This is a genomic window from Williamsia muralis NBRC 105860 (genome assembly GCF_001598915.1).
Classification (GTDB): Bacteria; Actinomycetota; Actinomycetes; order Mycobacteriales; family Mycobacteriaceae; genus Williamsia; species Williamsia muralis.
In genome coordinates, this window is record NZ_BDAP01000001.1 from 998807 (window position 1) to 1022515 (window position 23709).

At 65.4% G+C, this 23709-nt stretch carries 18 protein-coding genes; 12 read left to right on the top strand and 6 right to left on the bottom strand.

Annotation, left to right across the window (positions count from 1 at the left end; all coding sequences use genetic code 11):
• The first annotated feature begins 3 nt into the window (after positions 1 to 3).
• The 3 genes from WIMU1_RS04860 to WIMU1_RS04870 all read left to right on the top strand — a co-directional run bounded on the left by WIMU1_RS04860 (position 4) and on the right by WIMU1_RS04870 (position 3412).
• On the top strand, positions 4 to 1140 hold the full coding sequence (locus tag WIMU1_RS04860) for a sulfotransferase family protein (RefSeq protein ID WP_062795328.1): 1137 nt from the start codon (positions 4 to 6) through the stop codon (positions 1138 to 1140).
• A 131-nt stretch (positions 1141 to 1271) separates the two neighbouring features.
• Entirely contained in the window at positions 1272 to 2744 is a 1473-nt protein-coding gene (locus WIMU1_RS04865) for an MFS transporter (protein ID WP_062795329.1), read from the top strand.
• A gap of 8 nt (positions 2745 to 2752) precedes the next feature.
• Complete coding sequence (locus tag WIMU1_RS04870; protein ID WP_120802829.1) at positions 2753 to 3412, top strand: TetR/AcrR family transcriptional regulator; 660 nt, start codon at positions 2753 to 2755, stop codon at positions 3410 to 3412.
• Positions 3413 to 3437: 25 nt separating this feature from the next.
• Here WIMU1_RS04870 and WIMU1_RS04875 read toward each other — a convergent pair whose 3' ends face one another.
• Positions 3438 to 4316, bottom strand: a complete 879-nt coding sequence (locus WIMU1_RS04875; protein ID WP_062795331.1) for an IclR family transcriptional regulator — start codon at positions 4314 to 4316, stop codon at positions 3438 to 3440.
• A gap of 74 nt (positions 4317 to 4390) precedes the next feature.
• Between WIMU1_RS04875 and cysD the strand changes: the two genes are divergently transcribed.
• Genes cysD through WIMU1_RS04890 form a run of 3 tightly spaced genes read left to right on the top strand, consistent with a single transcriptional unit; the run spans position 4391 to position 7955 of the window.
• A complete protein-coding gene (cysD, locus tag WIMU1_RS04880) occupies positions 4391 to 5305 on the top strand; it encodes a sulfate adenylyltransferase subunit CysD (protein ID WP_120803039.1) in 915 nt (304 codons plus the stop codon).
• A complete protein-coding gene (cysC, locus tag WIMU1_RS04885; RefSeq protein WP_062795332.1) occupies positions 5305 to 7188 on the top strand; it encodes an adenylyl-sulfate kinase in 1884 nt (627 codons plus the stop codon). The genes cysD and cysC overlap by 1 nt, the downstream gene beginning before the upstream one ends.
• Complete coding sequence (locus WIMU1_RS04890; RefSeq protein WP_084247992.1) at positions 7185 to 7955, top strand: 3'(2'),5'-bisphosphate nucleotidase CysQ; 771 nt, start codon at positions 7185 to 7187, stop codon at positions 7953 to 7955. Before cysC ends, WIMU1_RS04890 begins: the two co-directional genes overlap by 4 nt.
• Positions 7956 to 7972: 17 nt before the next feature.
• Here the strand turns inward: WIMU1_RS04890 and eccA are convergent, their stop codons facing one another.
• Entirely contained in the window at positions 7973 to 9805 is a 1833-nt protein-coding gene (eccA, locus tag WIMU1_RS04895; RefSeq protein ID WP_062795334.1) for a type VII secretion AAA-ATPase EccA, read from the bottom strand.
• A gap of 151 nt (positions 9806 to 9956) precedes the next feature.
• Here eccA and purL point away from each other — a divergent pair, with 151 nt between their 5' ends.
• From purL to WIMU1_RS04915, 4 genes are all read left to right on the top strand, one after another.
• Complete coding sequence (gene purL / locus WIMU1_RS04900; protein ID WP_062795335.1) at positions 9957 to 12236, top strand: phosphoribosylformylglycinamidine synthase subunit PurL; 2280 nt, start codon at positions 9957 to 9959, stop codon at positions 12234 to 12236.
• Positions 12237 to 12359: 123 nt separating this feature from the next.
• Entirely contained in the window at positions 12360 to 12824 is a 465-nt protein-coding gene (locus WIMU1_RS04905) for a MarR family winged helix-turn-helix transcriptional regulator (RefSeq protein ID WP_245969115.1), read from the top strand.
• 15 nt (positions 12825 to 12839) lie between these two features.
• Positions 12840 to 14117, top strand: a complete 1278-nt coding sequence (locus WIMU1_RS04910; protein ID WP_062795879.1) for an MFS transporter — start codon at positions 12840 to 12842, stop codon at positions 14115 to 14117.
• Positions 14118 to 14251: 134 nt separating this feature from the next.
• Positions 14252 to 15331 (top strand): NAD(P)H-dependent amine dehydrogenase family protein, encoded by a 1080-nt coding sequence (locus tag WIMU1_RS04915; RefSeq protein ID WP_023957328.1) that lies wholly within the window; start codon positions 14252 to 14254, stop codon positions 15329 to 15331.
• Between the two features lie 18 nt (positions 15332 to 15349).
• On the opposite strand, the gene WIMU1_RS04920 is transcribed toward WIMU1_RS04915, so the two are convergent.
• Positions 15350 to 16381 (bottom strand): NAD-dependent epimerase/dehydratase family protein, encoded by a 1032-nt coding sequence (locus WIMU1_RS04920; RefSeq protein WP_062795336.1) that lies wholly within the window; start codon positions 16379 to 16381, stop codon positions 15350 to 15352.
• Positions 16382 to 16594: 213 nt separating this feature from the next.
• Between WIMU1_RS04920 and WIMU1_RS04925 the strand changes: the two genes are divergently transcribed.
• Positions 16595 to 17443, top strand: coding sequence for a phytanoyl-CoA dioxygenase family protein (locus WIMU1_RS04925; RefSeq protein ID WP_062795337.1), 849 nt, complete (start codon positions 16595 to 16597; stop codon positions 17441 to 17443).
• Positions 17444 to 17468: 25 nt separating this feature from the next.
• On the opposite strand, the gene WIMU1_RS04930 is transcribed toward WIMU1_RS04925, so the two are convergent.
• From WIMU1_RS04930 to helR, 3 genes are all read right to left on the bottom strand, one after another.
• Entirely contained in the window at positions 17469 to 18977 is a 1509-nt protein-coding gene (locus WIMU1_RS04930) for a glutamate-cysteine ligase family protein (RefSeq protein WP_062795338.1), read from the bottom strand.
• Between the two features lie 63 nt (positions 18978 to 19040).
• Positions 19041 to 20678 carry an ABC-F family ATP-binding cassette domain-containing protein gene (locus tag WIMU1_RS04935; protein ID WP_062795339.1) on the bottom strand — a complete coding sequence of 546 codons (1638 nt, stop codon included), beginning with the start codon at positions 20676 to 20678 and terminating at the stop codon, positions 19041 to 19043.
• Between the two features lie 82 nt (positions 20679 to 20760).
• A complete protein-coding gene (gene helR, locus WIMU1_RS04940) occupies positions 20761 to 22971 on the bottom strand; it encodes an RNA polymerase recycling motor ATPase HelR (RefSeq protein WP_062795340.1) in 2211 nt (736 codons plus the stop codon).
• A gap of 334 nt (positions 22972 to 23305) precedes the next feature.
• On the opposite strand from helR, the gene WIMU1_RS04945 reads away from it, so the two are divergent.
• Positions 23306 to 23686 (top strand): sterol carrier family protein, encoded by a 381-nt coding sequence (locus WIMU1_RS04945; RefSeq protein ID WP_031332026.1) that lies wholly within the window; start codon positions 23306 to 23308, stop codon positions 23684 to 23686.
• Positions 23687 to 23709: the final 23 nt, after the last annotated feature.

Consider the following 23709-nt stretch of genomic DNA (forward strand, 5'->3'; position numbering starts at 1 on the left):
GAGATGACCATTCCGAGAACGAATGTGGGCACGGTCGAGGATCTGCATGCGTCGGCGACGAAGGCGTGTGGACTCGACGACTTCGGTCAGGATGACTACACCGAGGCTCTTGGTGTCCTGCTGGAGTCGTACGAGCGCGATGCGGGACTCACCGAGCTCGGCAGCAAGATGAACCGCTTCTTCCTTCGGGGTGCGCTGGTCGCCCGATTGCTCAGCGAGGCATCGTGGAAAGCCAATCCCGAGTATGTCTCCGCGCCGGTGGAACGCCCCATCTTCGTCACCGGGTTGCCCCGTACCGGGACCACCGCCCTGCACCGGCTGCTCACCGCAGATCCGGGCCATCAGGGTCTGGAGATGTGGCTTGCCGAGTTCCCGCAGCCCCGGCCTCCGCGCGACACCTGGGAGGCGAATCCGGTCTTCCAGCAGATCCAGGCCGGACTCGAACAGCACCATGTGGAGAACCCGGAATTCATGGGGCTGCACTACATGAGTGCCTCCGACGTCGAAGAGTGCTGGCAGTTGCTGCGTCAGACCATGAAGTCGATTTCCTATGAATCCCTGTCGTATCTGCCGACCTACTCCCAGTGGTTGCAGAAGCAGGACTGGACGAACGCCTACACGCGGCACAAGAAGAACCTCCAGTTGATCGGGCTGAATCAGCCGGAGCGTCGCTGGGTGCTGAAGAACCCCAGTCATCTGTTCGCGCTCGATGAATTGATGGCCGTCTATCCGGACGCGTTGATCATCCAGACCCACCGGCCACCCGCGACGATCATCCCGTCGATGTGCAGTCTTGCCGAGCATGCGGGCGAGGGATGGTCGACCGTGTTCACGGGTGAACTGATCGGCAAGACGCAACTCGAGTTGTGGTCGCGAGGGCTGCACGCTTTCAATGCGGCCCGGTCGAAGTACAACCCGGATCAGTTCATCGACATCGACTTCCGCGACTTCCGCACCGACCCCATGGGCACGATCGAAACCATCTATCGCACGTTCGGACTCGACCTCACCGACGAAGCGGCGTCGGCGATGCGAGCACTCGACGAGGAGAGCAAGTCGGGCGACCGCAAACCCGTCCACAAGTACTCCTTGGAGGATTACGGCCTCACCGAGGCCGAGGTGAACGCGGCCTTCGACTGACCGGGCAGCCGCCCGTCGTGGACGGGTGACGGTGTCTCGCTGAGTGGATATCCGGAGTCTTGACTCCGCTTGTGGTGCTAGCTTCAGAGCAGCATGCGGAGTGGTCTCTCCGGTTCGAGCTCAGGAGCTGTATGGACATCGCACCCAAGCGGACGCACTACCGGGTCACGTTCACCGTGATCACCGTGGGCGTGGCCGCGTTCGCGTTGCTGCAGTCCCTGGTGATACCGGTACTGCCGACTATCCAGGTGTCCCTCGGGACAACGCAGACCGACGTGACCTGGGTGCTCACCGCCTACCTCCTCTCCGCGTCGGTGTTCACGCCCATCATGGGTCGCCTCGGGGACATGTACGGCAAGAAGCTGCTGTTCGTGGTTGCGCTGGCCGCGCTGGGAATCGGCTCGTTGCTGGCTGCGCTGGCGGCGTCGCTGTCGGTGATGGTGGTCGCGCGTGTGATCCAGGGTGTCGGTGGCGGCGTCCTGCCCTTGGCCTTCGGGATCATCCGTGACGAATTCCCCGAGAAGAGGGTGCCCGGCGCCGTCGGGATGGTCGCGGCCCTGACGTCGCTGGGCGCCGGCCTGGGTGTTGTGCTGGCCGGGCCGATCGTCGATGTACTCACCTATCACTGGCTGTTCTGGATTCCGCTGATCATGACGACCATCGCGGGTGTGGCGGCCTACGCCTTCATCCCGGAGTCGAAGGGCCGGGCCCCGGGCAGGGTCAACTGGGTCACCGCTCTGTTGCTGTCAGCATGGCTGGTGGCGCTGTTGCTCGGTGTCAGCCAGGCACCCAAGTGGGGCTGGACATCACCCGAGGTCGTCGGATTGCTCGTGACTGCTGCGATCTTCCTGGTGGTGTGGATCGTTGCCGAAGCACGATCGGCGAACCCGCTAATCGACATGAAGATGATGCGGATGCGCACCGTGTGGGCCGCGAACCTGGTTGCGCTGATGATGGGTATCGGGATGTATGCCGGGTTCGGATTCCTGCCGCAGTTCGTGCAGACCCCGACATCGGCGGGATACGGATTCGGGGCATCGGTCAGTGAGTCGGGCTTGATGATGTTGCCCAGCTCGGTCTTCATGTTCATCCTCGGGCTCGGTGCCGGGCGCCTGTCTGCTCGCTTCGGCTCGAAGAACCTGTTGACGGCAGGGACACTCGTCAGCGCTGCCGGGTACTTCCTCGTCGCGTTTCGTCACTCCAGCGAAGCGGACATCTTCGCCGCGATGTGCCTGTCGGGTATCGGTATGGGACTTGCGTTCTCCGCCATGGCAAACGTTGTCGTCGCGGCGGTGCCACCCCATCAGACCGGAGTCGCCAGCGGCATGAACGCCAACATCAGAACCATCGGCGGTTCGCTGGGCGCAGCATTCATGGGAACTGTGGTCACCGCGGGCGCCACACCGACGGGACTGCCCAAGGAATCGGGCTACACCCACGGCTTCATCATGCTGGGGGTCGCCGTGTGCCTGGGAGCTGTTGCCACACTTTTCATCCCGTCGGTCAAACGTGGAGGGGCGGCGTTGGACGCGACCGCGGACCTCGCACACGCCGAACTCGCGATGGTTGCCGGCGGTACCCTCTCCGGTGACAAGTCGGAATGAGGTCGGCCATGGGTGTGCAGGCCACCGCAGACGGTGGGAAAGTGCTGCGGCGTGACGCTGCGGAGAACCGGCGACGACTACTGGACGCGGCGGCAAAGGTGTTCAGTGACCGCGGGCTCGATGCCGGGGTCGAGGAGATCGCCCGGGTGGCCGGCGTCGGCATGGGCACGCTGTACCGGAGATTCCCCACCAAGGACGCCTTGATCAGCGAACTCGTACGGCAGTTGCTCATCGATCTGGTGGCGATGGCCAGGGCCGCGCGTGACGTGACCGACGGTTCTGGTCTGGAACGATTGCTGTTCGACACCGGTGCCGTTCAGGCGTCGCATCGAGGCTGTGTGTCGCGGATGTGGAACGACGACGAGCACACGGTGTTGCTCAGGGACGAGTTCCGCACGATCCTGGCCGAATTGCTGGCCGTTGCTCAAGATGCCGGACGGATTCGTCCTGATGTCACCGTCACCGACCTCGATCTTGTCTTCTGGGCGGTCAGGGGCGTCGTCGAGACCACGCGGGGTGTCAGTGACACGGCGTGGCGTCGACATCTGGCAGTGGTGGTCGCCGGGCTGCGGCCAGGGGGTGAGGAGCTGTCGGAGCCTACGGTCGGCGAGCGTGAGGTGGCGTTGGCGAAGAAGCGGATACTCGCCGGCCGAACGGGCCCGTCCTGAGCGTCGAGCGCCGCGGCACATGCATTCAGCGTGCGAGCGCGTGGGCGACGCGATCGGCGGTAGCCGCAACCGACGTGCCCAGGTGCGCCATCTCGTCCGCACTCATCTCGCGGTTGGGGCACACCACGATCGACGCGATGACAGTGCCCTCGGAGTCGATGATCGGTGCGCCGATCGTGACCACAGCGACAACTCCGACGGACTCCTCCGGCAGATAGTCGATGGTGGTCAGTTCGGCCAGCAGCCCCGCCACCCGTGAGCGCACCGTGTCCGAGACCGGTGAATCTCGCAGTGACGCAAGCGCGTCGATCATCTCGGCATGGTCACCGGTGAGGCGCTCCACCGCGTACCCGCGGTCGCAGATCACTTCCAGTACGTCGTGCAGTCGGTCGCGGGCACCCGGCGGTGCCGAGTCGATCCACCGCTGCCGTTCGGCTTCAGGCGCCCACGCGACGAACTCTCGGCACACGGGTGGGCGTAGCGCGATGCGCCGGCCGGGTCTGATCCACTGCATGTCCGGCACCCCGACGAGTTCTGTGACAGTGATCTGTTCGGCCACGCGTTCGGCGAGGAACGCCGGCATGTCGAGGTCCGCAGCGAGTTCGTGGATCATCGGAGCTGCCAAACGCCGCAACGGATAGCCACGTTCGGCCTGCCGCGCCAGGGCGACGAAGCCGGCACCGATCGCGAACTGGCCGTCTTCTCGCGATACCCAGCCGTCGATGGTGAGTTGCGTCAGCACCGCGTGGGCGGTGGCTCTGGAAAACCCTGTGCGACGGACTATCTCCGCCAGTGTCAGGCGGCCGCCGGTCTGTTCGGCCAGCAGTTCGATCACCCGGACCACACGCTGCGTGGGTGGCGAGGGTTGACCCGCAGGCATGCTGTCGCTTACCGTCACTGTCATATTTTCAAACACTAGTGTCGGATATTCGACAGGTCAAGTCCTGGCGAGGCGAACGACGCGAGAGGATTCTCACGGTGCTGACAACGGGGTACGAGCTCACCCATCTGGCCGCGCTCGAGGCGGAATCGGTCTACATCTTCCGAGAGGTCGCCGCGACGGCGCAGCGGCCGGTGCTGCTGTTCTCCGGCGGCAAGGACTCGGTGGTGATGTTCCACGTGGCGCGCAAGGCGTTCTGGCCTGCGCCGGTTCCCTTTCCGCTCATGCATGTGGACACCGGGCACAATTTCGACGAGGTCATCGACTACCGGGATCGGGTTGTCGAGAAGACCGGTGTTCGACTGGTGGTTTCGAGTGTGCAGGACGACATCGACGCCGGCCGGGTGGTGGAACAGACCGGTCCGGGTGCCAGTCGTAACCGGCTGCAGACCACATCGCTGCTGCGCGGGATCCGGGAGAACAATTTCGACGCCGTCTTCGGTGGCGCGCGACGCGATGAGGAGAAGGCGCGCGCCAAGGAGCGGGTCTTCAGCTTCCGAGACGAGTTCGGCGCCTGGGATCCACGAGCGCAACGGCCCGAACTGTGGAACCTCTACAACGGCCGCCACAACAAAGGTGAGCACATCCGGGTATTCCCCCTGAGCAACTGGACCGAACTCGACATCTGGCAGTACATCGCCGCCGAAGAGATAGAACTACCGAGCATCTACTACGCCCATCGGCGCGAAGTGGTGCCCAGGGACGGGATGCTGCTGGCCAAGACGCCGTACGTGGAACTCGCACCCGGCGAGGCGGTGCACACCGAGCAGGTGCGGTTCCGGACGGTCGGCGACGCGACGTGCACCGGATGTGTGCTCAGTGACGCCGTCACGGTCGAGCAGGTCATCGATGAAGTGGCCGCCACCAGACTCACCGAACGCGGTGCAACCCGAGCCGACGACCGAATCTCGGAGTCCGGCATGGAAGATCGCAAGAAAGAAGGATACTTCTGATGACCGTCGACCAGGAACTGATCATCGGCGAGCCCGTACGGCGCGGACGGAAAGAGTTGCTGCGGTTGGCAACTGCCGGAAGCGTCGACGACGGCAAGTCCACACTGATCGGCCGGCTGCTGTACGACTCGAAGAGCATCTTCACCGACCAGATGGAGTCGATCGAGCGCACCAGCTCCGAACGCGGCGACGAATACGCCAACCTCGCGCTGCTGACCGATGGCCTTCGTGCAGAGCGCGAGCAGGGCATCACCATCGACGTGGCGTACCGGTACTTCGCAACACCCAAGCGCAAGTTCATCATCGCCGACACCCCCGGGCATGTGCAGTACACCCGCAACATGGTGACCGGGGCATCCACCGCCGACGTGGCACTCGTTCTCATCGACGCCCGCAAGGGAGTGCTCGAGCAGACCCGCAGGCACGCCTTCCTGTCGTCGTTGCTCGGCATCGCGCACATCGTCTTGTGTGTGAACAAAATGGACCTGGTGGATTGGTCGGAAGAACGATTCACCGAGATCAAGGACGAGTTCAGCGCATTCGCCAGCAAACTCAACGTGACCGACCTCAGCTTCATCCCGGTGTCGGCGCTGCTCGGGGACAACGTGGTCGATGCGTCGGTCCACATGCCCTGGTATCGGGGTACCTCGCTGCTCGGACACCTCGAGGACGTCCACATCGCCTCGGACCGCAATTTCATCGACGCCCGGCTGCCGGTGCAATACGTGATCCGTCCTCAGGTCAGCGACGGCTCGGACCATCGCAGCTACGCCGGAACCATTGCCAGCGGAACGTTCAAGCCCGGCGACGAAGTGGTGGTGCTGCCCAGCGGATTCAGCACCACCGTGGCCGAGATCTGGGGCCCCGGCGGCAGCAAGCTCGACGAGGCATTCGCGCCGATGGCCGTGTCCGTCTCGCTCGCCGACGAGATCGACATCACCCGCGGAGAGATGCTCGCCCGTCCGAACAATCGACCGTACGTAGGTCGCGACATCGATGCGATGGTGTGCTGGTTCTCCGAGGACACCGAGTTGAAGCCGGGTAACCGCTACACCATCCAGAGCTCGACCCGCGAGTCGAAGGCCGTGATCGGCGACCTCACCTATCGACTCGACGTCAACTCCCTCCATCGTGAGGAGGGGCCACAGGAGTTGCGGCTCAACGAGATCGGGCGCGTCCGTCTGCGCACCCAGCAACCCATGATGTTCGACTCGTACCGCCAGCATCGCTTCACGGGTAGCTTCATCTTGATGGACGAGGCGACGAACAAGACCGTCGGCGCCGGGATGATCAACGGTCCGGTCAGCAACGACTCCCACGTGGTCTGGCACAGCTCGTCGGTGACCAGGGAGCAGCGCTCCCATCGTGGGGCGACCATCTGGTTGACCGGACTGTCCGGTTCCGGGAAGTCGTCGATCGCATCGGAACTGGAACGATCGATGGTGGCCGAAGGCCGTCCGGCCTACCTGATGGACGGTGACAATCTCCGCCATGGGCTGAACTCCGATCTCGGGTTCGGAGACGACGATCGCCGGGAGAACATCCGGCGCACCGCCGAGGTCGCGGCACTCTTCGCGGACTCGGGTGCGGTTGCGATCGTTTCGCTGATCAGCCCCTTCGCCGCCGAACGCGAGCGGGCGCGCGAGGTCCATGCCGAGCGCGGCCTGCCGTTCTTCGAGGTGTTCGTCGACACGCCGCTCGAGGTCTGCGAGGAACGCGACCCGAAGGGGCTGTACGCGAAGGCGCGTCGTGGTGAGGTCGCACATTTCACCGGCATCAGTTCGCCCTACGAGCGACCGGAAGCGGCGGACGTCGTCATCACCCCCGGTGACGGTGCGCCTGCCGACGTCGCGGAGGCCATCCGCCGTAACCTGGGCGTGTGACTGTGACCTCATCCGATGCAGAGCTCGCCGGTCGTCTTGCCACCGAGGCCGGGAATCTGCTGGTCGAACTCCGATCAGACCCATCGCTGAACGGCAAAGAACTGGGCAAGGCCGGGGACCTGCGCTCCAACGAGTTCCTGCTCGACGCGCTCGCGCGTGAACGGCCGGGCGATTCCGTACTGTCCGAGGAATCGGCCGACGATCTGTCCCGACTGGACGCCGACCGCGTGTGGATCGTCGACCCTGTGGACGGCACAAAGGAATACGGTCTGGACGACCACACCGACTGGGCTGTGCACGTTGCACTGTGGGAAAAGGGGTTGGGGCTCACGGTCGGCGCGGTCTCGCTGCCGGGGCTCGGTGTCACCTACGTCAACGATGGGGCGCCGGTGCCACCCACCACCGGTCTGGCGAGAACACCGCGGGGCGACAAGCCGCGCGTGGTCATCAGCGGCTCGCGGCCTCCCGCTTTCGCCGAGTCGGTCGCCACGGCCATCGGTGGTGAGCTGCTTCCGATGGGATCGGCAGGCGCCAAGGCGATGGCAGTGGTTCGGGGTGAGGCCGACGCGTATGTGCACGCCGGTGGACAGTACGAGTGGGACTCGGCCGCGCCGGTGGCTGTGGCGAAGTCACATGGGTTGTGGTGCAGTCGGATCGACGGACTGTCGCTGGAGTACAACCAGCGCGACGTCTATCTACCCGATCTTGTCATCTGCAGGCCTGAACTCGCCGAGTCGATCTTGGAAGTGACCCGAGCTGCCGGCTGAGGATTCGCGGGGCCGGTCTACCGGACCCGACCTTGTCCGCTCCGCAATCCGCCGAGCACACCGGCCAATGCGGCCTGCATGTCGGAGGCCTCGATGCGCATGAGTGCGTCGTCGTCGAGGTCGGCGAGTTCGATGGTGCCGCTTGTCAGACGGTGTTCGCGTTCTTCTTCGGCGCTCTCGACCACGTTGCGGACGAAGCGCCCGTTGCCCGCGAGGTCGATCATGCGACGCTCCCGGCCGAACTCGTCGAGCTCGACCTGATGACACAGGGGAGCGCACGCCATCTCGAGTTCCCGGAGCGCTTCCGTCGACAGTAACGAATCACGTTTGCGGGCAAGAAGATCGGCGATCTGGGTGAGTTCGGTGGGACTGTAGGAGTCGAATCTGATGCGCTTGGAGAATCGTGACGACATTCCCTCGTTCGCGGCGAGCAGCCGGTCGATCTCTGCGTCATAGCCTGCGATGATCACCACCAGCCGGTCGCGGTCGTCTTCCATCCGCGCGAGCAAGGTGTCGACGGCTTCGCGACCGAACGCGTCGCCGCCGGAGAGGCCACTCTGCACCAGCGTGTAGGCCTCATCGATGAACAGCACGCCGTCCATCGCACGGTCGATCACCTCCGATGTCTTGATGGCCGTGCTACCGAGGTGTTCGCCCACCAGATCACGACGTGACACCTGCACCACCGCATCGGTTTTGATGAGACCGAGCCCGCAATAGATCTTGGCGACGATGCGCGAGATGGTGGTTTTGCCGGTGCCGGGTGGACCGGTGAATGCCAGGTGCAGACTGCGTGGGCCGGTCGCGAGACCCTTGTCCGATCGGATCTTCGCCAGGGTGGCTGCCGACTGCAGCTTGGTCACCTGGCTCTTGACCGATTCGAGGCCGATCTGCTCGGCGAGTTCGGCCTGTGCCGCCGCGAGCAGACTTCCCTCGGAGTCGTCAGGAGCAGACGCCGAGGCCGCGACCGTCTCTGCTGCAGTGGCCGGGTCCCAGCGGTCGCTACGAGAGGCGATCGTCTCGGCGGTGGTGATCACCAACCGGAAACGCTGATCCGAGAGGGCCTTGGAGTTGGCCGAGAACGAGGGGTCACGGGAATACACGGCCTCGAACCGTTCACGAGCCGGCGCCTCCATGCCCTGTTCGCGCAAGGCCAGCCCGTGGGTGAACATCGCCGCCGTCGCCGCGGCGGGGATCGGCCCATTCGCCGCGGCTTCGAGTCGCCGTACACCTTCGGTGAACAGGCCCATCTGCACGCACGCCGATCCGGCCATCAGGTCGGCGCCGGCGTTCATGTACTCGTCCGTCCACGTGGTCGACGGAGCCAGTGCGGTGAGCACGTCTGTCCAGCGCTGGGTGCGGAAGTGCAGGCTGGCCCGTAGGTAGTCCACGATCGGTGGCAGGCCCCGGTCGGCACATTCGGCGGCCGCCTCGTCGAGGGCGTCCTCGGCTCCCTGGTAGTCGGCGCCGGCGATCAGCGTGGCCGCGTACGCCACGATGGCCTCGGTCCGGTCGGCCAACGGATAGTCGATGTACAGGCCGGTGGAGAAGCGGCCGGACAACGTTCGCGGCGGAAGCCCCAGCCGACGCTGCTCGGCGCCGATCGTCGCACGGCAGCGGTACAGCTGGAGCAACACGGAGGCAGAGTTGTCCCCGGACGCCACCCGCCCCAGCCAGGCGTCGGCCATCATGGGCGCCCACTCGGTGGCCCGGGTGAATGCGAGCGCGGCCTTGGCCGGATCGGCCGGATACTGCTCGCCGTCGATCGGTATCCCCGACGACCGGACCGCGAAGTCGAACAACTGGCGTGCCTTGGCGGCAGACGAGCGCGACTGCCCTGTGTCGATCATGGTCGTTTCCCCCTGTGTACCGACCAGCCGAACGACGAATCAGCTGGTCTGGCCCCCCGCGCACAGTTCCCACTCCCGCTGCGCTGCCCGAGACACTACCGCGAGGAGGACGAGATCACCCCGCCTGCCGGCCTCCGCCTAGACTGTCACCGTGAGTGCAGACGTAGATACCGTTTCCGTCGCCGCCGATACCCCCGACCAGCCCCAGCCGTTTCGCGAGCTGGGCCTCAAGGACGACGAGTATCAGCGGATCCGTGAGATCTTGGGCCGCAGGCCGACCGCCGCCGAACTGGCCATGTATTCGGTGATGTGGTCCGAGCATTGCTCGTACAAGTCATCCAAGGTGCATCTGAGGTATTTCGGCGAGACCACCACCGACGAGATGCGCTCCTCGATGCTCGCGGGCATCGGTGAGAACGCCGGTGTGGTCGACATCGGCGACGGCTGGGCTGTCACCTTCAAGGTCGAATCGCACAACCACCCGTCGTATGTCGAGCCCTACCAGGGCGCCGCGACCGGTGTGGGCGGCATCGTCCGCGACATCATGGCCATGGGTGCACGCCCGATCGCCGTGATGGACCAACTGCGTTTCGGTGCCGCGGACGCGCCGGACACCCGCCGGGTGGTCGACGGTGTGGTGCGCGGTGTCGGCGGGTACGGCAACTCCCTGGGTCTGCCGAACATCGGCGGTGAGACGGTGTTCGACGCGTCGTACGCAGGGAACCCGTTGGTGAATGCGCTCTGCGCCGGCGTCATGCGGGTCGAGGACCTGCACCTGGCGTTCGCGTCGGGGACCGGTAACCGGATCATCCTGTTCGGTGCCCGGACCGGTCTCGACGGGATCGGCGGTGTGTCGGTGCTCGCGTCGGAGACCTTCGACGACAGCGCCGGTGGCCGCCCGAAGAAGCTGCCCGCGGTGCAGGTCGGCGATCCGTTCACCGAGAAGGTGCTCATCGAGTGCTGCCTAGATCTGTACAAGGCGGGCATCGTCATCGGCATCCAGGATCTCGGCGGTGCCGGATTGTCGTGTGCCACCTCCGAATTGGCTGCTGCCGGTGATGGCGGGATGCGCATCGAACTGGAGAAGGTCCCGATGAGGGCCACCGGGATGACCCCGGCCGAGGTGCTCTCGAGCGAGTCGCAGGAACGCATGTGTGCCGTGGTGGCGCCGGAGAACGTCGAGGCGTTCATGGAGGTCTGCCGCAAGTGGGACGTGCTGGCCACCGACATCGGCGAGGTCACCGATGGTGAGCACCTCGAGATCACCTGGCACGGCGAAACCGTGGTCGATGTTCCGCCGCGGACCGTCGCCCACGAAGGGCCGGTCTACGAGCGTCCCGTCGCGCGTCCGGAGTGGCAGGACGGCGTGATCGCCTCCACGACAAAGGATCTGAAGCGGCCGGCCTCCGGCGACGAGCTGCGTGACACGCTGCTGCAGATGATCTCCTCGCCCGCGCTGTGCAGTCGGCGGTTCATCACCGAGCAGTACGACCGCTACGTGCGGGGCAACACGGTGCTGGCCGAACATGCGGACTCGGGAATGATCCGGATCGACGAGTCGTCGGGCCGCGGTATCGCGCTGTCCACCGACGCGTCGGGTCGCTACACCTACCTCGATCCCTATCGCGGCGCGCAGCTCGCGTTGGCCGAGGCATACCGCAACGTCGCCGTCAGCGGCGCGACCCCGAAGGCCGTCACCAACTGCCTGAACTTCGGGTCGCCCGAGGACCCGGCCGTCATGTGGCAGTTCCAGCAGGCCGTGCGCGGATTGGCTGACGGCTGTGCACAATTGGGCATCCCGGTCACCGGCGGAAACGTGAGTTTCTACAACCAGACCGGCGCCACGCCCATCCTGCCGACGCCGGTTGTCGGTGTTCTCGGTGTCATCGACGACGTGCGTCGTCGCATCCCGACCGGTTTCGGTACCGAGCCGGGGGAGACCCTGATCCTGCTCGGTGATACCCATGACGAGTTCGATGGATCGATCTGGTCGCAGGTGGTGCACGACCACCTCGGTGGCACGCCGCCTGCTGTCGACCTCGAGCGTGAGCGTTTGCTGGCCGCCATCCTCACCGCAGCGTCGCGCGATGGCCTGGTGTCCGCTGCGCACGACCTGTCCGAGGGTGGCCTCGCGCAGGCCGTCGTCGAGGGCGCACTCGCGGGCGAGACCGGTTGCCGGATCTTGCTTCCCGAAGGCGCTGACCCGTTCGTGTGGCTGTTCTCCGAGTCGTCGGGCCGAGTTCTGGTCGCGGTGCCGCGTACCGAGGAGACCCGGTTCACCGGCATGCTCGACGCGCGGCAGATGCCGTGGACCCGCATCGGCGTGGTGGATCAGGGCAGCGATTCGGTCGAGATCCAGGATCAGTTCTCGATCCCGCTGACCGAATTGCGCGAGACCTTCGAAGTAACGCTCCCAGCCCTCTTCGGCTAGCCCGATTTTGGTGGGTTCTGGCGTCCGCGACCTGCGGTTTCGGTCGCCCTAACCCACCAAAATGGGGTACTGGGGACGCGGCTCTCCTTGATAGTTCGAGGTCCTAAGTATTACCCTTGCTAAGTGTTCGACAATGAGCTGACCAACCTGGCCGACGCCATCCGCCCGACGATGGCCCGGGTGTATCTGACGATTCGCCGACGGTCACCGTTCGGCGAATACACCGCGGCGCAGGGCTCCACCCTGGCGACCCTGGCAGAGCACGGCCCGATGCGGATGGGAGAACTGGCCCGCCGCGAGGGCGTGCGGATGCCGACCGTGACAGCGGCCGTGGATGTGCTGGTCGGTCACGGGCTGCTGCGTCGCGACCCCGATCCCGATGATCGACGGGCCGTGCAGGTGAGCATCACCGACGACGGGCGGCGTGAGATGGCGCAGCTGCAGTCGGCGCGCAACGAGGTGCTCGCCCGCGCGATGGCGGGCATGACCGACGACGAGTTGCGAGCCCTCCGAGCCGCCGTCCCCGCATTGCGATCGCTGCGCGCACAACTCGAGAGTCTCGATGAGTCGAGTGCCCTCACGATTTGAAGAAGAGGAGTGAACATGACAACAAGGCAAGCTGATTCGTCACAGGTTGCTGAACACCACGGATTTCTGGACGCAGTTCGCGGGCAGCCGGTTGCGGTGTGGGCCACGGCATTCGCCGCCGTCATCGCATTCATGGGTATCGGTCTCGTAGACCCGATCCTGCCGGAGATCGCCAAGCAACTCGATGCAGGCGCCGACCAGGTCACTCTGCTGTTCGCGGTGTACATGGGCGTGCAGGTGTTCGCGATGCTGATCACCGGATACAGCTCTTACCGCTTCGGGCCGAAACGCACACTCATCGCCGGGCTCGCCTTCATCGTTGTCGCAGCGGGTGTTTCGGCAACCGCCAACGGAATCGGCGAGCTGATCGCCCTGCGGGTGGCGTGGGGGTTGGGCAACGCCCTGTTCATGGCGACAGCACTCGCCTTCATCGTGGGATCGGCCCGCGGCGGACAACACGGTGCGATCCTGCTCTACGAGGCAGCCCTCGGGGTCGGGCTTGCTGTCGGGCCGCTGCTCGGTGCGATTCTCGGTGAATGGACGTGGCGCGCCCCCTTTGCCGGTACGGCGGTCCTCATGGCGATCGGCGCCTTGCTCTGCGCGATGAAGCTGTCGAAGGATGGTCCGGCGACAGCGCGCCCCAAGGTGGGTATCGCAGACCCGTTGCGTGCGTTGCGAAATCGTAGGCTCCTGGTGACAGGTATCGGCTCGGCGTTCTATACGGCCGGATTCTTCACCGTGATCGCGTGGGCGCCGATCGTTCTGGACATGCGACCGATCTTCCTGGGGCTGGTGTTCGTCGGGTGGGGCCTCTGCGTCGCGCTCAGCGGCGTGACACTCGCACCCCGGGTGGTCGAGGCCCTCGGCGAGCGGCTCGGCGTGATCACTGCTGTCGGTGTCTTCGGCATCGTGATGGCTGTTGCGGCCATCGGCACGGCCGGTGACCTCAAGCCGTTGGTGATGGCCGCGATCATCGTCTCGGGGATCCCGTCCGGTGTGCTGAACACTGCGCTGACCGGCATGGCGATGGCGGCAGGAACCGGTCCGCGGTCGGTGTCGAGTGCCGGATACAACTTCTTGCGCTGGATGGGTGCGGCGGTGTCGGCGCTGTTGGTGGCCCATCTCGCGGAGTGGTTCGGCACCAACGCAGCCCCCTACTGGTTTGCCGTGGGCTACAGCGTGATCGCGGTCGCCGCCATCGCAGTGGTGGGGACGCAATCGGAGCCCGAGCCCGCTGCCGCCACCGAACGCCGTCTCGAAGAAGCCGCGCTGGTGGGTGCCGAAGAGATGTAGTCGTCTTCCACCCTCCGAAAGTGGTGGGTTTCGGGGACGCCGACCAGCAGGTTTGCTCACCGAAACCCACCACTTTCGGGGTGGGCGGGGTCTAGGGTGAAACGTGTTCTAGTTTCTGTCCTGGAGGTCATGAAGTGGCGTTACGTGTAGTGGTCTGGTCAACCGGCACGATCGGGAAGCTGGCGATAGCGGGTGTGCTCGCCCGCCCCGAACTCGAACTCGTCGGGGTCTGGGTGTCGAATCCCGACAAGGTCGGCAAGGACGTCGGCGAGCTCGCCGGCCTGGGCCGCGAGCTGGGAATCGCTGCCAGCGGAGACAAAGAAGAACTGCTGGCGCTGCGCCCCGACTGCATCGTTCACGGCGCCATGACCGACGACCGCATCATGGAATCGGTCGAGGACCTGATCAGCTTCCTCGAAGCAGGGGTCAACGTGGTCTCGTCCGGACCGGTTGCGCTGGTCTATCCGGACGGTGTGTTCCCCGACGACTTCAACGAGCGCATACGCGCGGCAGCACGAGCGGGCAACGCGAGTCTCCACGTCAACGGCATCGATCCGGGTTTCGCCAACGATGTCCTGCCGCTGGCGATGACGTCGTTGTCCAAGCGGATCGACGAGCTGCGAGTGGCCGAGATCGCCGACTACTCCACGTACTACCAGCCCATGACGATGACCGAGCTGTTCGGTTTCGGTAAACCCATGGACCATCAGTCGATGCTCTGGATGCCGGGGGTGTTGTCGTTGGCGTGGGGTCCCGTCGTGCGGCAACTGGCTGCCGGTCTCGACCTGACCCTCGATGAGCCCCTCGTGGAGCGGATCGACCGCCGACCTGCCGAAGAGGACTACGACATCGCGTCGTGCCACATCGCCAAGGGGACGATGGCTGCGGTGCGGTTCGAGGTGATCGGCACCGTCAACGGATCTGAGCGCATCATTCTCGAACACGTCACCCGCACGAAGGCCGATGCCCAACCCGAGTGGCCGATCCCCAGTCACGGCGACGGCTGCTACCGCATCGAGATCACCGGCGATCCGGTGATGACGGTCGACTTCGTGCACCACGGCGAGAACGGCGATCACAACGATTCCGGAATGCTGGTCACCGCAATGCGTTTGGTGAACGCCGTCCAGGCCGTGGTGGAGGCCCAGCCCGGTCTGCTGACCGCGTTGGACCTCCCACAGATCACCGGTCGGGGATTGGTCACCAAGGACTGAGGTGACCACCGGCGACCATCAGATGGCCGCCGGTGTGGCGCCGGTGTCGGCCGAAGCCTTGCTCCCGGCGACCTTGAGCTGCCCCTCGGCCACCATGAAGGTCACGAAGTCACGCATCGTCTCGGTGACCGGCCTCGGCGAGTGGCCGAGCTCGGTGCGGGCCTTGGTGCCATCGACCACCGGGGAGGCCTCGAGGGACCCGAGCGCCGCCTTCGACATCAGATCGGATTTGAAGAGTCGGCAGAGGGGCTCGGCGACCGGCAGGATGGCCTTCACCATGCTCATCGGGAACGCGAATGCCGGCCCGCGACGCCCTGCTTCTCGGGCGACCATCTGGAATGCCTCGAGCATGGTGACCATCTGCCCGGTGAGCAGATAGTTCTCACCGGTCCGGCCGTGCTCGGCCGCGGCGATCAGGCCGGCCGCGACATCACGCACGTCGATGAGATCGAATCCTCCGGTGACCAGTGCGGGCACGCGGCCACGCGCCGAATCCAGCAGCATCCCGTTGATGCGTGAGAACGGGGTGTGGTCCACCGGGCCGATCACGGCGGTCGGGTTGCAGATCACCCCGTCCAGTCCGCGGTCGATGACCTTGCGCAGCTCTTGTTCACCTGCCCATTTCGACCTGTCGTAGACCGGCAGCTCGGCGTTGTCCGACCGGCTCGATGTCTCGTCGATGACACCACCGCAGGTGTACTGGTCGTACGAGTGGATCGAACTGCAGTGCACCATGCGCCGGGCGCCCACGGCCAGGGCTGCTTCTGCGACGTTGCGGACACCTTCGGTGTTGATCCGCCAGGCGTTGTCGTCGGTGTGGCGCAGCGTGATCACCGCGACCAGGTGGAACACCACGTCCACTCCGGTCAGTGCCTCGGTGATCGATTCGGGATCGAGGATGTCGGCGCTCACCCAACTGACCGCACCGTGGTCGGCGACATCGACGGGGTGGTGCCTGTCGATGGCGACGACGGAATGACCGTCGGCGACCAGACGGTCGACGAGATTGCGACCCACAAATCCTGCGGCTCCGGTGACTGCTGCTTTCATGACGATCACTTTCGTTGTGGCGAGGCTCGGCTTCAGGCCACTCCCCGGCGGTTCGGCACCACACTAGAACATGTTCTAGTTTTGATGAACCGTCCAGTTACGTCGCCTGGGTGAGGGGACTGGTCACGGGCTCGTATTAAGACCACGTGACAACTTCGACGACAGCACGCGCTCGCCCTGAGAGAACTCCTGACCAGGGCTAACGTCTGGTGAATGACAATTGTGACCGCAGGCCCCGGCGTATACGGACCCGACGACATCGAGGGTCTCCTCTGGTTCTACGACATGCACGGCTACGTCGTGTTGCGGGGGATGCTCGCCGAAGCCGACACCGCGGCCATCGAAGCGGAGTGCGTCGACGCCCAGCAGAAGGTGGTGTCCGGGGAACTCGACGACCGCTACGGCTCGACGGTGTTCCTCGATGAGGTGGCCAAGGCCGACAAGTTCGCCAACTACGTGGAGTACATCAGCGAACTGTCGCCGGCGGTCGACGCCGCGATCACCCACCCCGTGCTGATCGACATCATGAAACAGCTTGTCGGCGAATCATGTTGGATCCGGGCTCACGAACAGAACGGCGTGGTGTACCAAGATGCCCGGCCGGGTAAGGAATCCGGTTACACGCGTATCGGCTGGCACTCCGACTGGCAGGCGAGCCCCAGCCTCGATGTCTGGCCGAGCACTGCCTTCACCGTGCACATCGACGGCACCAGCCCGGCTAACGGATTCCTGCGGGTGGTGCCGGGAAGTCACCTGTGGGCGACCCCTGCGCCGTATCGCAACGCCAACGGGGTGTCGGTGCCGTCGACGGCGCGACCCTCGGGCGGCCGCACCGACCGCACACCACCGTTCGAGATGCCGCTCGGATTCGAGAAGATCCGCGGTGAGGTGGGCGTCTACGCCGAACGCGGCGACATCATCTTGCACGACGCCTACCTCTGGCATTCCGCAGCCCGGGCCACCGACGATGCCGCGCTGCGCAGGCACGTGCGCGGCGGTTACTTCGGCGGCGTGAAACCTGCTGCGGGCGTGGAGGAATTCATCAAGAACGCGGCGCGGTAGACAACGCGGCCGAGACTCGCGACCGTTACAGATCCCAGGTGTGCACGGGCGCGCCGTCATGCATGCGTTCTATGTACTCGCGCAGCATCCCAGCCAGCGCCTCCTCACGGCTGTCGCCGGCCTGCTCGCGTGCCTGCACCGAGGCGCGTTGCCACACCGAGCCGGTCTGCCGGTTGAGGGCACGTCCCTCGATGACCGAGAGGTAGCGGTCGCGGGCGTCGGCGCCCACGCCGAACGCCTGTAGCCCTTCATCGGCCAGCGGCAACAACTTTCGCAGCACGAGCTCGTCTGGTCGTACCCAGCCGAGTGTCGGCCAATACAGTTGCGAGTCGATCCCGTCACGTGACGCCGCCTGCAGATTCTCGGCCGCGGCATCAAACGACATCTGCGACCACAGTGGCCGTTCGGCGTCGACCAGGCCACGCAGCACGCCGTAGTAGAACGAGGCGTTGGCCATGATGTCGACAACGGTCGGTCCTGCAGGCAACACCCGGTTTTCGATGCGCAGATGCGCGTGGCCGTCGACCACGTCGTACACCGGACGGTTCCAGCGGTAGACGGTGCCGTTGTGCATACGCAGCTCCGTGAGTTCCGGGATGGTCCCCGCCTCGAGCTGTTCGAGTGGATCCTCGTCGGAGACCACCGGCAGCAGCGACGGGAAGTATCGGGTGTTCTCCTCGAAGAGGTCGAAAATTGTTGTGATCCAACGCTCTCCGAACCACACGCGCGGACGGACGCCCTGATTGATGAGTTCTTGTGGCCTGGTGTCGGTGGCCTGCTGGAACACCGGGATGCGGCTTTCATGCCAGAGTGCCCGGCCCGCCAGGAAAGGCGAATTGCCTGCCAGGGCCACCTGGACACCTGCGATGGCCTGTGCCGCGTTCCAGTGATCTGCGAAATCCTCAGGTGCCACCCGCAGATGCAGCTGCAGTGACGTACACGCCGCCTCGGGCAAGATCGAGTCGATCGAGGTGCGCAGCCGTTCGGATTCGCCACCCGGGGTCAGCGGGACTCCGGTGATGTCGAGTTCGATGTCTTCGCCGCGGGCGGCGAAGATCTGCTGGTTCAGCAGATCGTACCGGGGGTTGGCCGAAATCCACTGATGCGCAAAGTGTTCCTGGCGCAGCGTCGGCAGCATGCCGATCATCACCAGGTGGTTGTCGGTGCCGGCCGCGCGTTCCTCGGCGCGGTTGAGTGAATCACGCAGAGCCTGCTCGAGCGACACGGTGTCGCCGCCGACGAATGGGCGGGGCGACACGTTGATCTCGATGTTGAACTGGCCCAACTCGGTTTGGTAGTCGGGGTCGGCGATCGCCTCGAGCACAGTGGCATTCGACATCGCCGGGTTCATCGCCCGATCGACCAGATTGAGTTCGACCTCCATGCCGAGTAACGGCTGGGGTGGATTGCCCTGATCGGTGAAGAGTCCGTTCGCCAGCATTCGGGCCACAGCCTCGGTGCATCGCCCGACCTGTTCGCGGAACAGTCGGCGGTCCTCGCGGCTGAACTCTTGGGTGTTCACATCCGTGCCCATTGATTCATGGTGTCACGGACTTCCCGTGATGTTCTCGCCGACGGGGCCTGTGCAGAACTGCCGTCAGGCCAGAGTCTCCGACAACCGGCCTGCGTCCAGGCGCCATTTGCGTGTCGAGCGCACCGTGGCAAGCATCCGTCTGTCGTGCGTGACCAACAGGACTGTCCCGGAGAACGACTCGACTGCCTGCTCCAACTGCTCGATGGCCGGCAGGTCCAGGTGGTTGGTCGGTTCGTCGAGTACCAGCAGATTCACCCCGCGGGCCTGCAACAGCGCCAGGGCGGCGCGGGTGCGTTCACCGGGCGACAGCGAATCGGCCGGCCGCGTCACGTGGTGACCGCGCAGACCGAACTTGGCGAGCAGGGTGCGCACGTCGGCCTCGGTGAGATCGGGGACCTGCACGGCGAAAGCATCGGCCAGTGGGGTCTCGCCGGTGAACAATGCACGCGCCTGATCCACCTCACCCACGAGGACTCCCGCGCCCAATGCAGCCGTGCCCTGGTCAGGGGTGACGGCGCCCAGGAGTAGGCCGAGAAGCGTTGATTTGCCGGAACCGTTGGCTCCGGTGATCACGATGCGGTCGCCGACGTTGACCTGCGTGCTGATGGGTCCGAGGGTGAAGCCGTCGCGGATGACAGCCGCGTCGTTGAGGGTGGCCACCACGGTGCCTGACCGTGGAGCAGTGGCGATCTCCATCCGCAGCTCCCACTCTTTCCGGGGTTCGGCCACCTCGTCGAGGCGTTCGATGCGGCGCTGTGTCTGCCTGGCCTTGGCCGCCTGCTTCTCGGTGGACTCCAACCGGACCGCGCGACCCATCTTGTCGTTGTCCTTGGACTTACGGCGCGCGTTGCGCACACCGTGCTCCATCCAGCCGCGCTGCATCTGTGCACGTTCGGTCAACGCGTTCTTGGTGTCGGCGTATTGGTCGTACGCGTCGCGCGCATGCTGACGGGCCACCTCGCGTTCGACGAGGAACGCTTCGTAACCGCCGGAATACACCGATACCTGCTGCTGGGCGAGGTCCAGTTCGATGATGCCCGTGACGGTCCGGGCCAGGAACTCCCTGTCGTGGCTGACGATCACCAGCGGTGTGCGAGCGCCGCGGACGAAGTTCTCGAGTTGATCGAGCCCGTCGAGGTCGAGGTCGTTGGTCGGTTCGTCGAGAAGGAGGATGTCGTAGCGGGACAACAACAACGCCGCCAGGCCGACCCTGGCCACCTGTCCACCCGACAGGGTGGTCATCGGTGCGTCCAGGTCGATCGTCAGGCCCAGTTCCGAGGTGACCTGGTCGGCGCGCTCGTCGAAGTCCGCCCCACCCAGGTGCAGCCAGCGTTCGAGTGCCGGCGAATACAGGTCGTCGCCGCCGTCCGCCAGTGCGGCGGCGGCCTCGTCCATCGCCGATTGCGCCTGCGCCACCCCCACCCGGCGGCACAGGAAGTGCCGGACCGACTCCCCGGAGACGAACTCGGCCTCCTGGGCCAGGTAGCCGACCTCGGCATCCGGGGGACTGAGCGTGATCGTGCCGTCGAAGTCGGCTGTGCCCTGGCCGGCGAGCAGCGTCAGCAGCGTCGACTTGCCGGCACCGTTGGCGCCGACCAGCCCGAACACGTCGCCCTCCGCAACGGTCAGGTCCAGATCGGAGAACAACGTCCGCTCACCGTGACCTGCGGACAGTCCGGCGGCATGCAGGGTGGCGCTGATGGTGGTGACGCTCCTTCTCGGGTTCTGGGCTGTCCGCAGGATATCGCCTCGACGCGGCGGCCCGGTTCTGCCGGTCGTGCCGTCACGAACCGGTGAGCACCACCAGTCGCTGCGTCGCGCGGGTCATCGCGACGTAGCGATCCACCGCGCCCTCGACACCGACACCGAACGACTCCGGGTCGATCAGGATGACCAGATCGAACTCGAGCCCCTTCGACAGCTGTGGCGTCAACCATCGGACGCGCGCAGGCTCGCCGAATCTGCTTGTGTCCACCTCGTCGTCATCGATGACACAGACCGTGCCGTCCGGGTTCTCCGCCAGCCAGGGCTCGATGATGGGACCGAGGTCGGTGACGGATCGGTGTTCCACCGGGAAGCCGCTGCGACGGACCGACGTCGGCACGTTGGCATCGGGCACTGCGGCCCGGATCACAGGTTCGGCCTCGGTCATGACCTCCCCGGGCGTGCGGTAGTTGATGCCGAGCGTCGCGACGTCGATGCGGTCGAGTCCGACGCGTTCGAGTCTTTCCCGCCAGGACTCCATCCGAACCTCGGACGATCCAGGGTCGGTCACCGTGAAGCCGTGCCGTGCCTGCGCGCGGTCGCCGACGATGGTGAAACTACGAGAAGGGCACCGTAGCAACAACATCTGCCATTCGGCGTCGGTCAACTCCTGTGCTTCGTCGACGACGATGTGGGCAAACGGGCCCGCGTGGGGATCGCTCGAGTCGTCCTGCCGGTCGGTGTCGTCGACCAGAGCCCGGCTCAGGTCGTGGCCGCGCAACATCGACATCACGCGCAGTTCGGAGTCGTCGGATGCGATGAGGTCGTCGACCACCCCGGATCGGCGTTCGTGTTCGGCCCGCAGGGCTGCACGTCGGCGGCGGATGCGTGAGGCGGCCTCCGGGTCGCCCAGTCGGTGTCGGGCGGCGTCGAGAAGAGGCAGGTCGGAGACAGTCCACGCCCGGGGATCGGGCCGTTGCAATGCGGCGACCTCCTCGGCGTCGAGCCAGGACGCGCACATGCGGAGGTAGGCGGGAACAGACCACAGATCCCCGACGAGGTCGGTGGCGTCCACCATCGGCCAGGCCCGATTCAGCGCGGCGCGCAGATCGTCATTCTCCCGCAGCGACTTTCGAACCTGATCGGTTCCGACGTCACCCCGGTACCTGTCGATCAGGATCTCGATCAGTTCCTCCATGATCGCCTCGCGTGCCTCGTTGTGGGGTGTGCCGCGGTCCGGTGACCGGAAAGCCGCCGCCCAGTCCTCGGCGCTCAGCCAGATCTCGCTCCAGTCGGTCTCGACGGTCATGCCCTTCGCCGGCGGTTTCTCATAGAATCGGACGGCCACCTCGACGGCGTTCACCAGGTCCGCCGAAGCCTTGAGTCGCGCCACCGCGGGGTCGGCTTCGACCTTCGCCTTCGCACCCTCCGGCACAAGGTCTCTCAAGGTGCATGTCCGCACTCCTTCTTCTCCGAGACTGGGCAGGACATCGGCGACGTAAGCCAGGTAGGGCTCGTGTGGGCCGACGAACAGCACGCCGCCCCGTTGATGGCCCAGGCGCGGGTCAGAGTAGAGAAGGTAGGCGGTTCGGTGCAGTGCGACAACGGTTTTGCCGGTGCCCGGTCCACCGTCGACGACGAGTGCGCCGCGCGATCCGCCGCGGATGATGGCGTCTTGATCCGCCGCGATCGTGCCCAGGACGTCGCGCATCTTGGCCGATCGGTTCTGTCCCAGACTTGCGATGAACGCCGACTGGTCATCGAGCGCTGCGCTGCGTTCCGAGTCTGCGACCACCTGACCTTCCATGATGAAGACCTCATCCCAGTAGTCGGTGATCTTCTCGCCGGACCATCGGTAGCGACGGCGTCGGGTCAGGCCCATCGGATCGGCATGGGTGGCACCGAAAAACGGCTCGGCGACGGGGGAGCGCCAGTCGACCATCAGTTGCCGCCCAGAGCTGTCCGTCAGTCCCAGTCGCCCGATATACACCGGTTCGGAACCGTCCGCGCCCACCATGTGCCCGAGACACAGGTCGACGCCGAACCGCCGCAGTGTGCGCAGACGTGCAGTCAGCCGGTGGACCTCCATGTCCCGATCCATGGCCGCCCGACCCTCGCCTCCCGGCGCCTTCCGTTCCGCGTCGATGCGATCTCGCAGGTTCGATATCGACTCTTTCAAACTCCTCGCGACCTCGGTGAAATAATGCTCATCGTGCGCGATCAGTGCGGGGTCGGCTTTGCGTGCCAGGTGGTGGGGCAGGTCGAAAACACTGGTGGACAACGGGTTCAAGCGCTCATCTCCTCTGACGGCTTCGCATCGCGACGGCTTGCTGCCACCGCACGGAAGGGCCGAATGTTGGCCGTGGACAGTGAGTTTGCGCCCTCAACCGGGTCTTGCCGCAAGCCCCTGGGTGCGCTATAAATTAGAAGGGGCAAGGACACGTACCCTCTCACCTCGCCCAAAACCTTCACGTCGGAAACTTCGTTCTGGAACCGTCACGCCGGCGCCTCGCACACGTCGACTCGCCCGAGTCAGATCACTCGGGAGTCTTGGAGCTGCCCGCAGCACACGACCCGACGACCACGCGCCCATCGGTGCATCGGTGGGCGTGCCACGATTGGGTGTGCCTTCTCGTAAGCCGGTCGACCCGGCAGCCATGCGTGCCGCGGTGGCGCTGGTCGAACCGTGGCTGAACGATCCCGCCGCCGCCGAGCCGACACGAGCCGAACTGGCCGATGCCGTGCGAACCTCTGCCCGCACCCTCGCTCAGGTCGCACCTGGTTCGTCGGTCGAGGTGCGGGTTCCCCCGTTCGTCGCGGTGCAGTGCATCGAGGGACCTCGGCACACCCGGGGCACGCCGCCGAATGTGGTGGAAACAAATTCGCGCACGTGGCTGTTGTTGGTGACGGGACAGCTCGAACTCGTCGACGCAATCGACTCGGGGATGGTCACCGCATCGGGGAGTCGCGCCAGGGAGATCGATCACTGGCTACCGCTCGTCTAGATTCCGGTGCTGGTGAGATAGTT

Bases quoted from the DNA above. Each gene is read 5' to 3' on its own strand.
- WIMU1_RS04875 (WP_062795331.1), bottom strand. From the start codon at position 4,316: ATGACAGTGACGGTAAGCGACAGCATGCCTGCGGGTCAACCCTCGCCA.
- WIMU1_RS04860 (WP_062795328.1), top strand. From the start codon at position 4: ATGACCATTCCGAGAACGAATGTGGGCACGGTCGAGGATCTGCATGCG.
- WIMU1_RS04865 (WP_062795329.1), top strand. From the start codon at position 1,272: ATGGACATCGCACCCAAGCGGACGCACTACCGGGTCACGTTCACCGTG.
- WIMU1_RS04925 (WP_062795337.1), top strand. From the start codon at position 16,595: ATGACAATTGTGACCGCAGGCCCCGGCGTATACGGACCCGACGACATC.
- WIMU1_RS04930 (WP_062795338.1), bottom strand. From the start codon at position 18,977: ATGGGCACGGATGTGAACACCCAAGAGTTCAGCCGCGAGGACCGCCGA.
- WIMU1_RS04920 (WP_062795336.1), bottom strand. From the start codon at position 16,381: ATGAAAGCAGCAGTCACCGGAGCCGCAGGATTTGTGGGTCGCAATCTC.
- eccA (WP_062795334.1), bottom strand. From the start codon at position 9,805: ATGATCGACACAGGGCAGTCGCGCTCGTCTGCCGCCAAGGCACGCCAG.
- WIMU1_RS04870 (WP_120802829.1), top strand. From the start codon at position 2,753: ATGGGTGTGCAGGCCACCGCAGACGGTGGGAAAGTGCTGCGGCGTGAC.
- cysC (WP_062795332.1), top strand. From the start codon at position 5,305: ATGACCGTCGACCAGGAACTGATCATCGGCGAGCCCGTACGGCGCGGA.
- WIMU1_RS04910 (WP_062795879.1), top strand. From the start codon at position 12,840: ATGACAACAAGGCAAGCTGATTCGTCACAGGTTGCTGAACACCACGGA.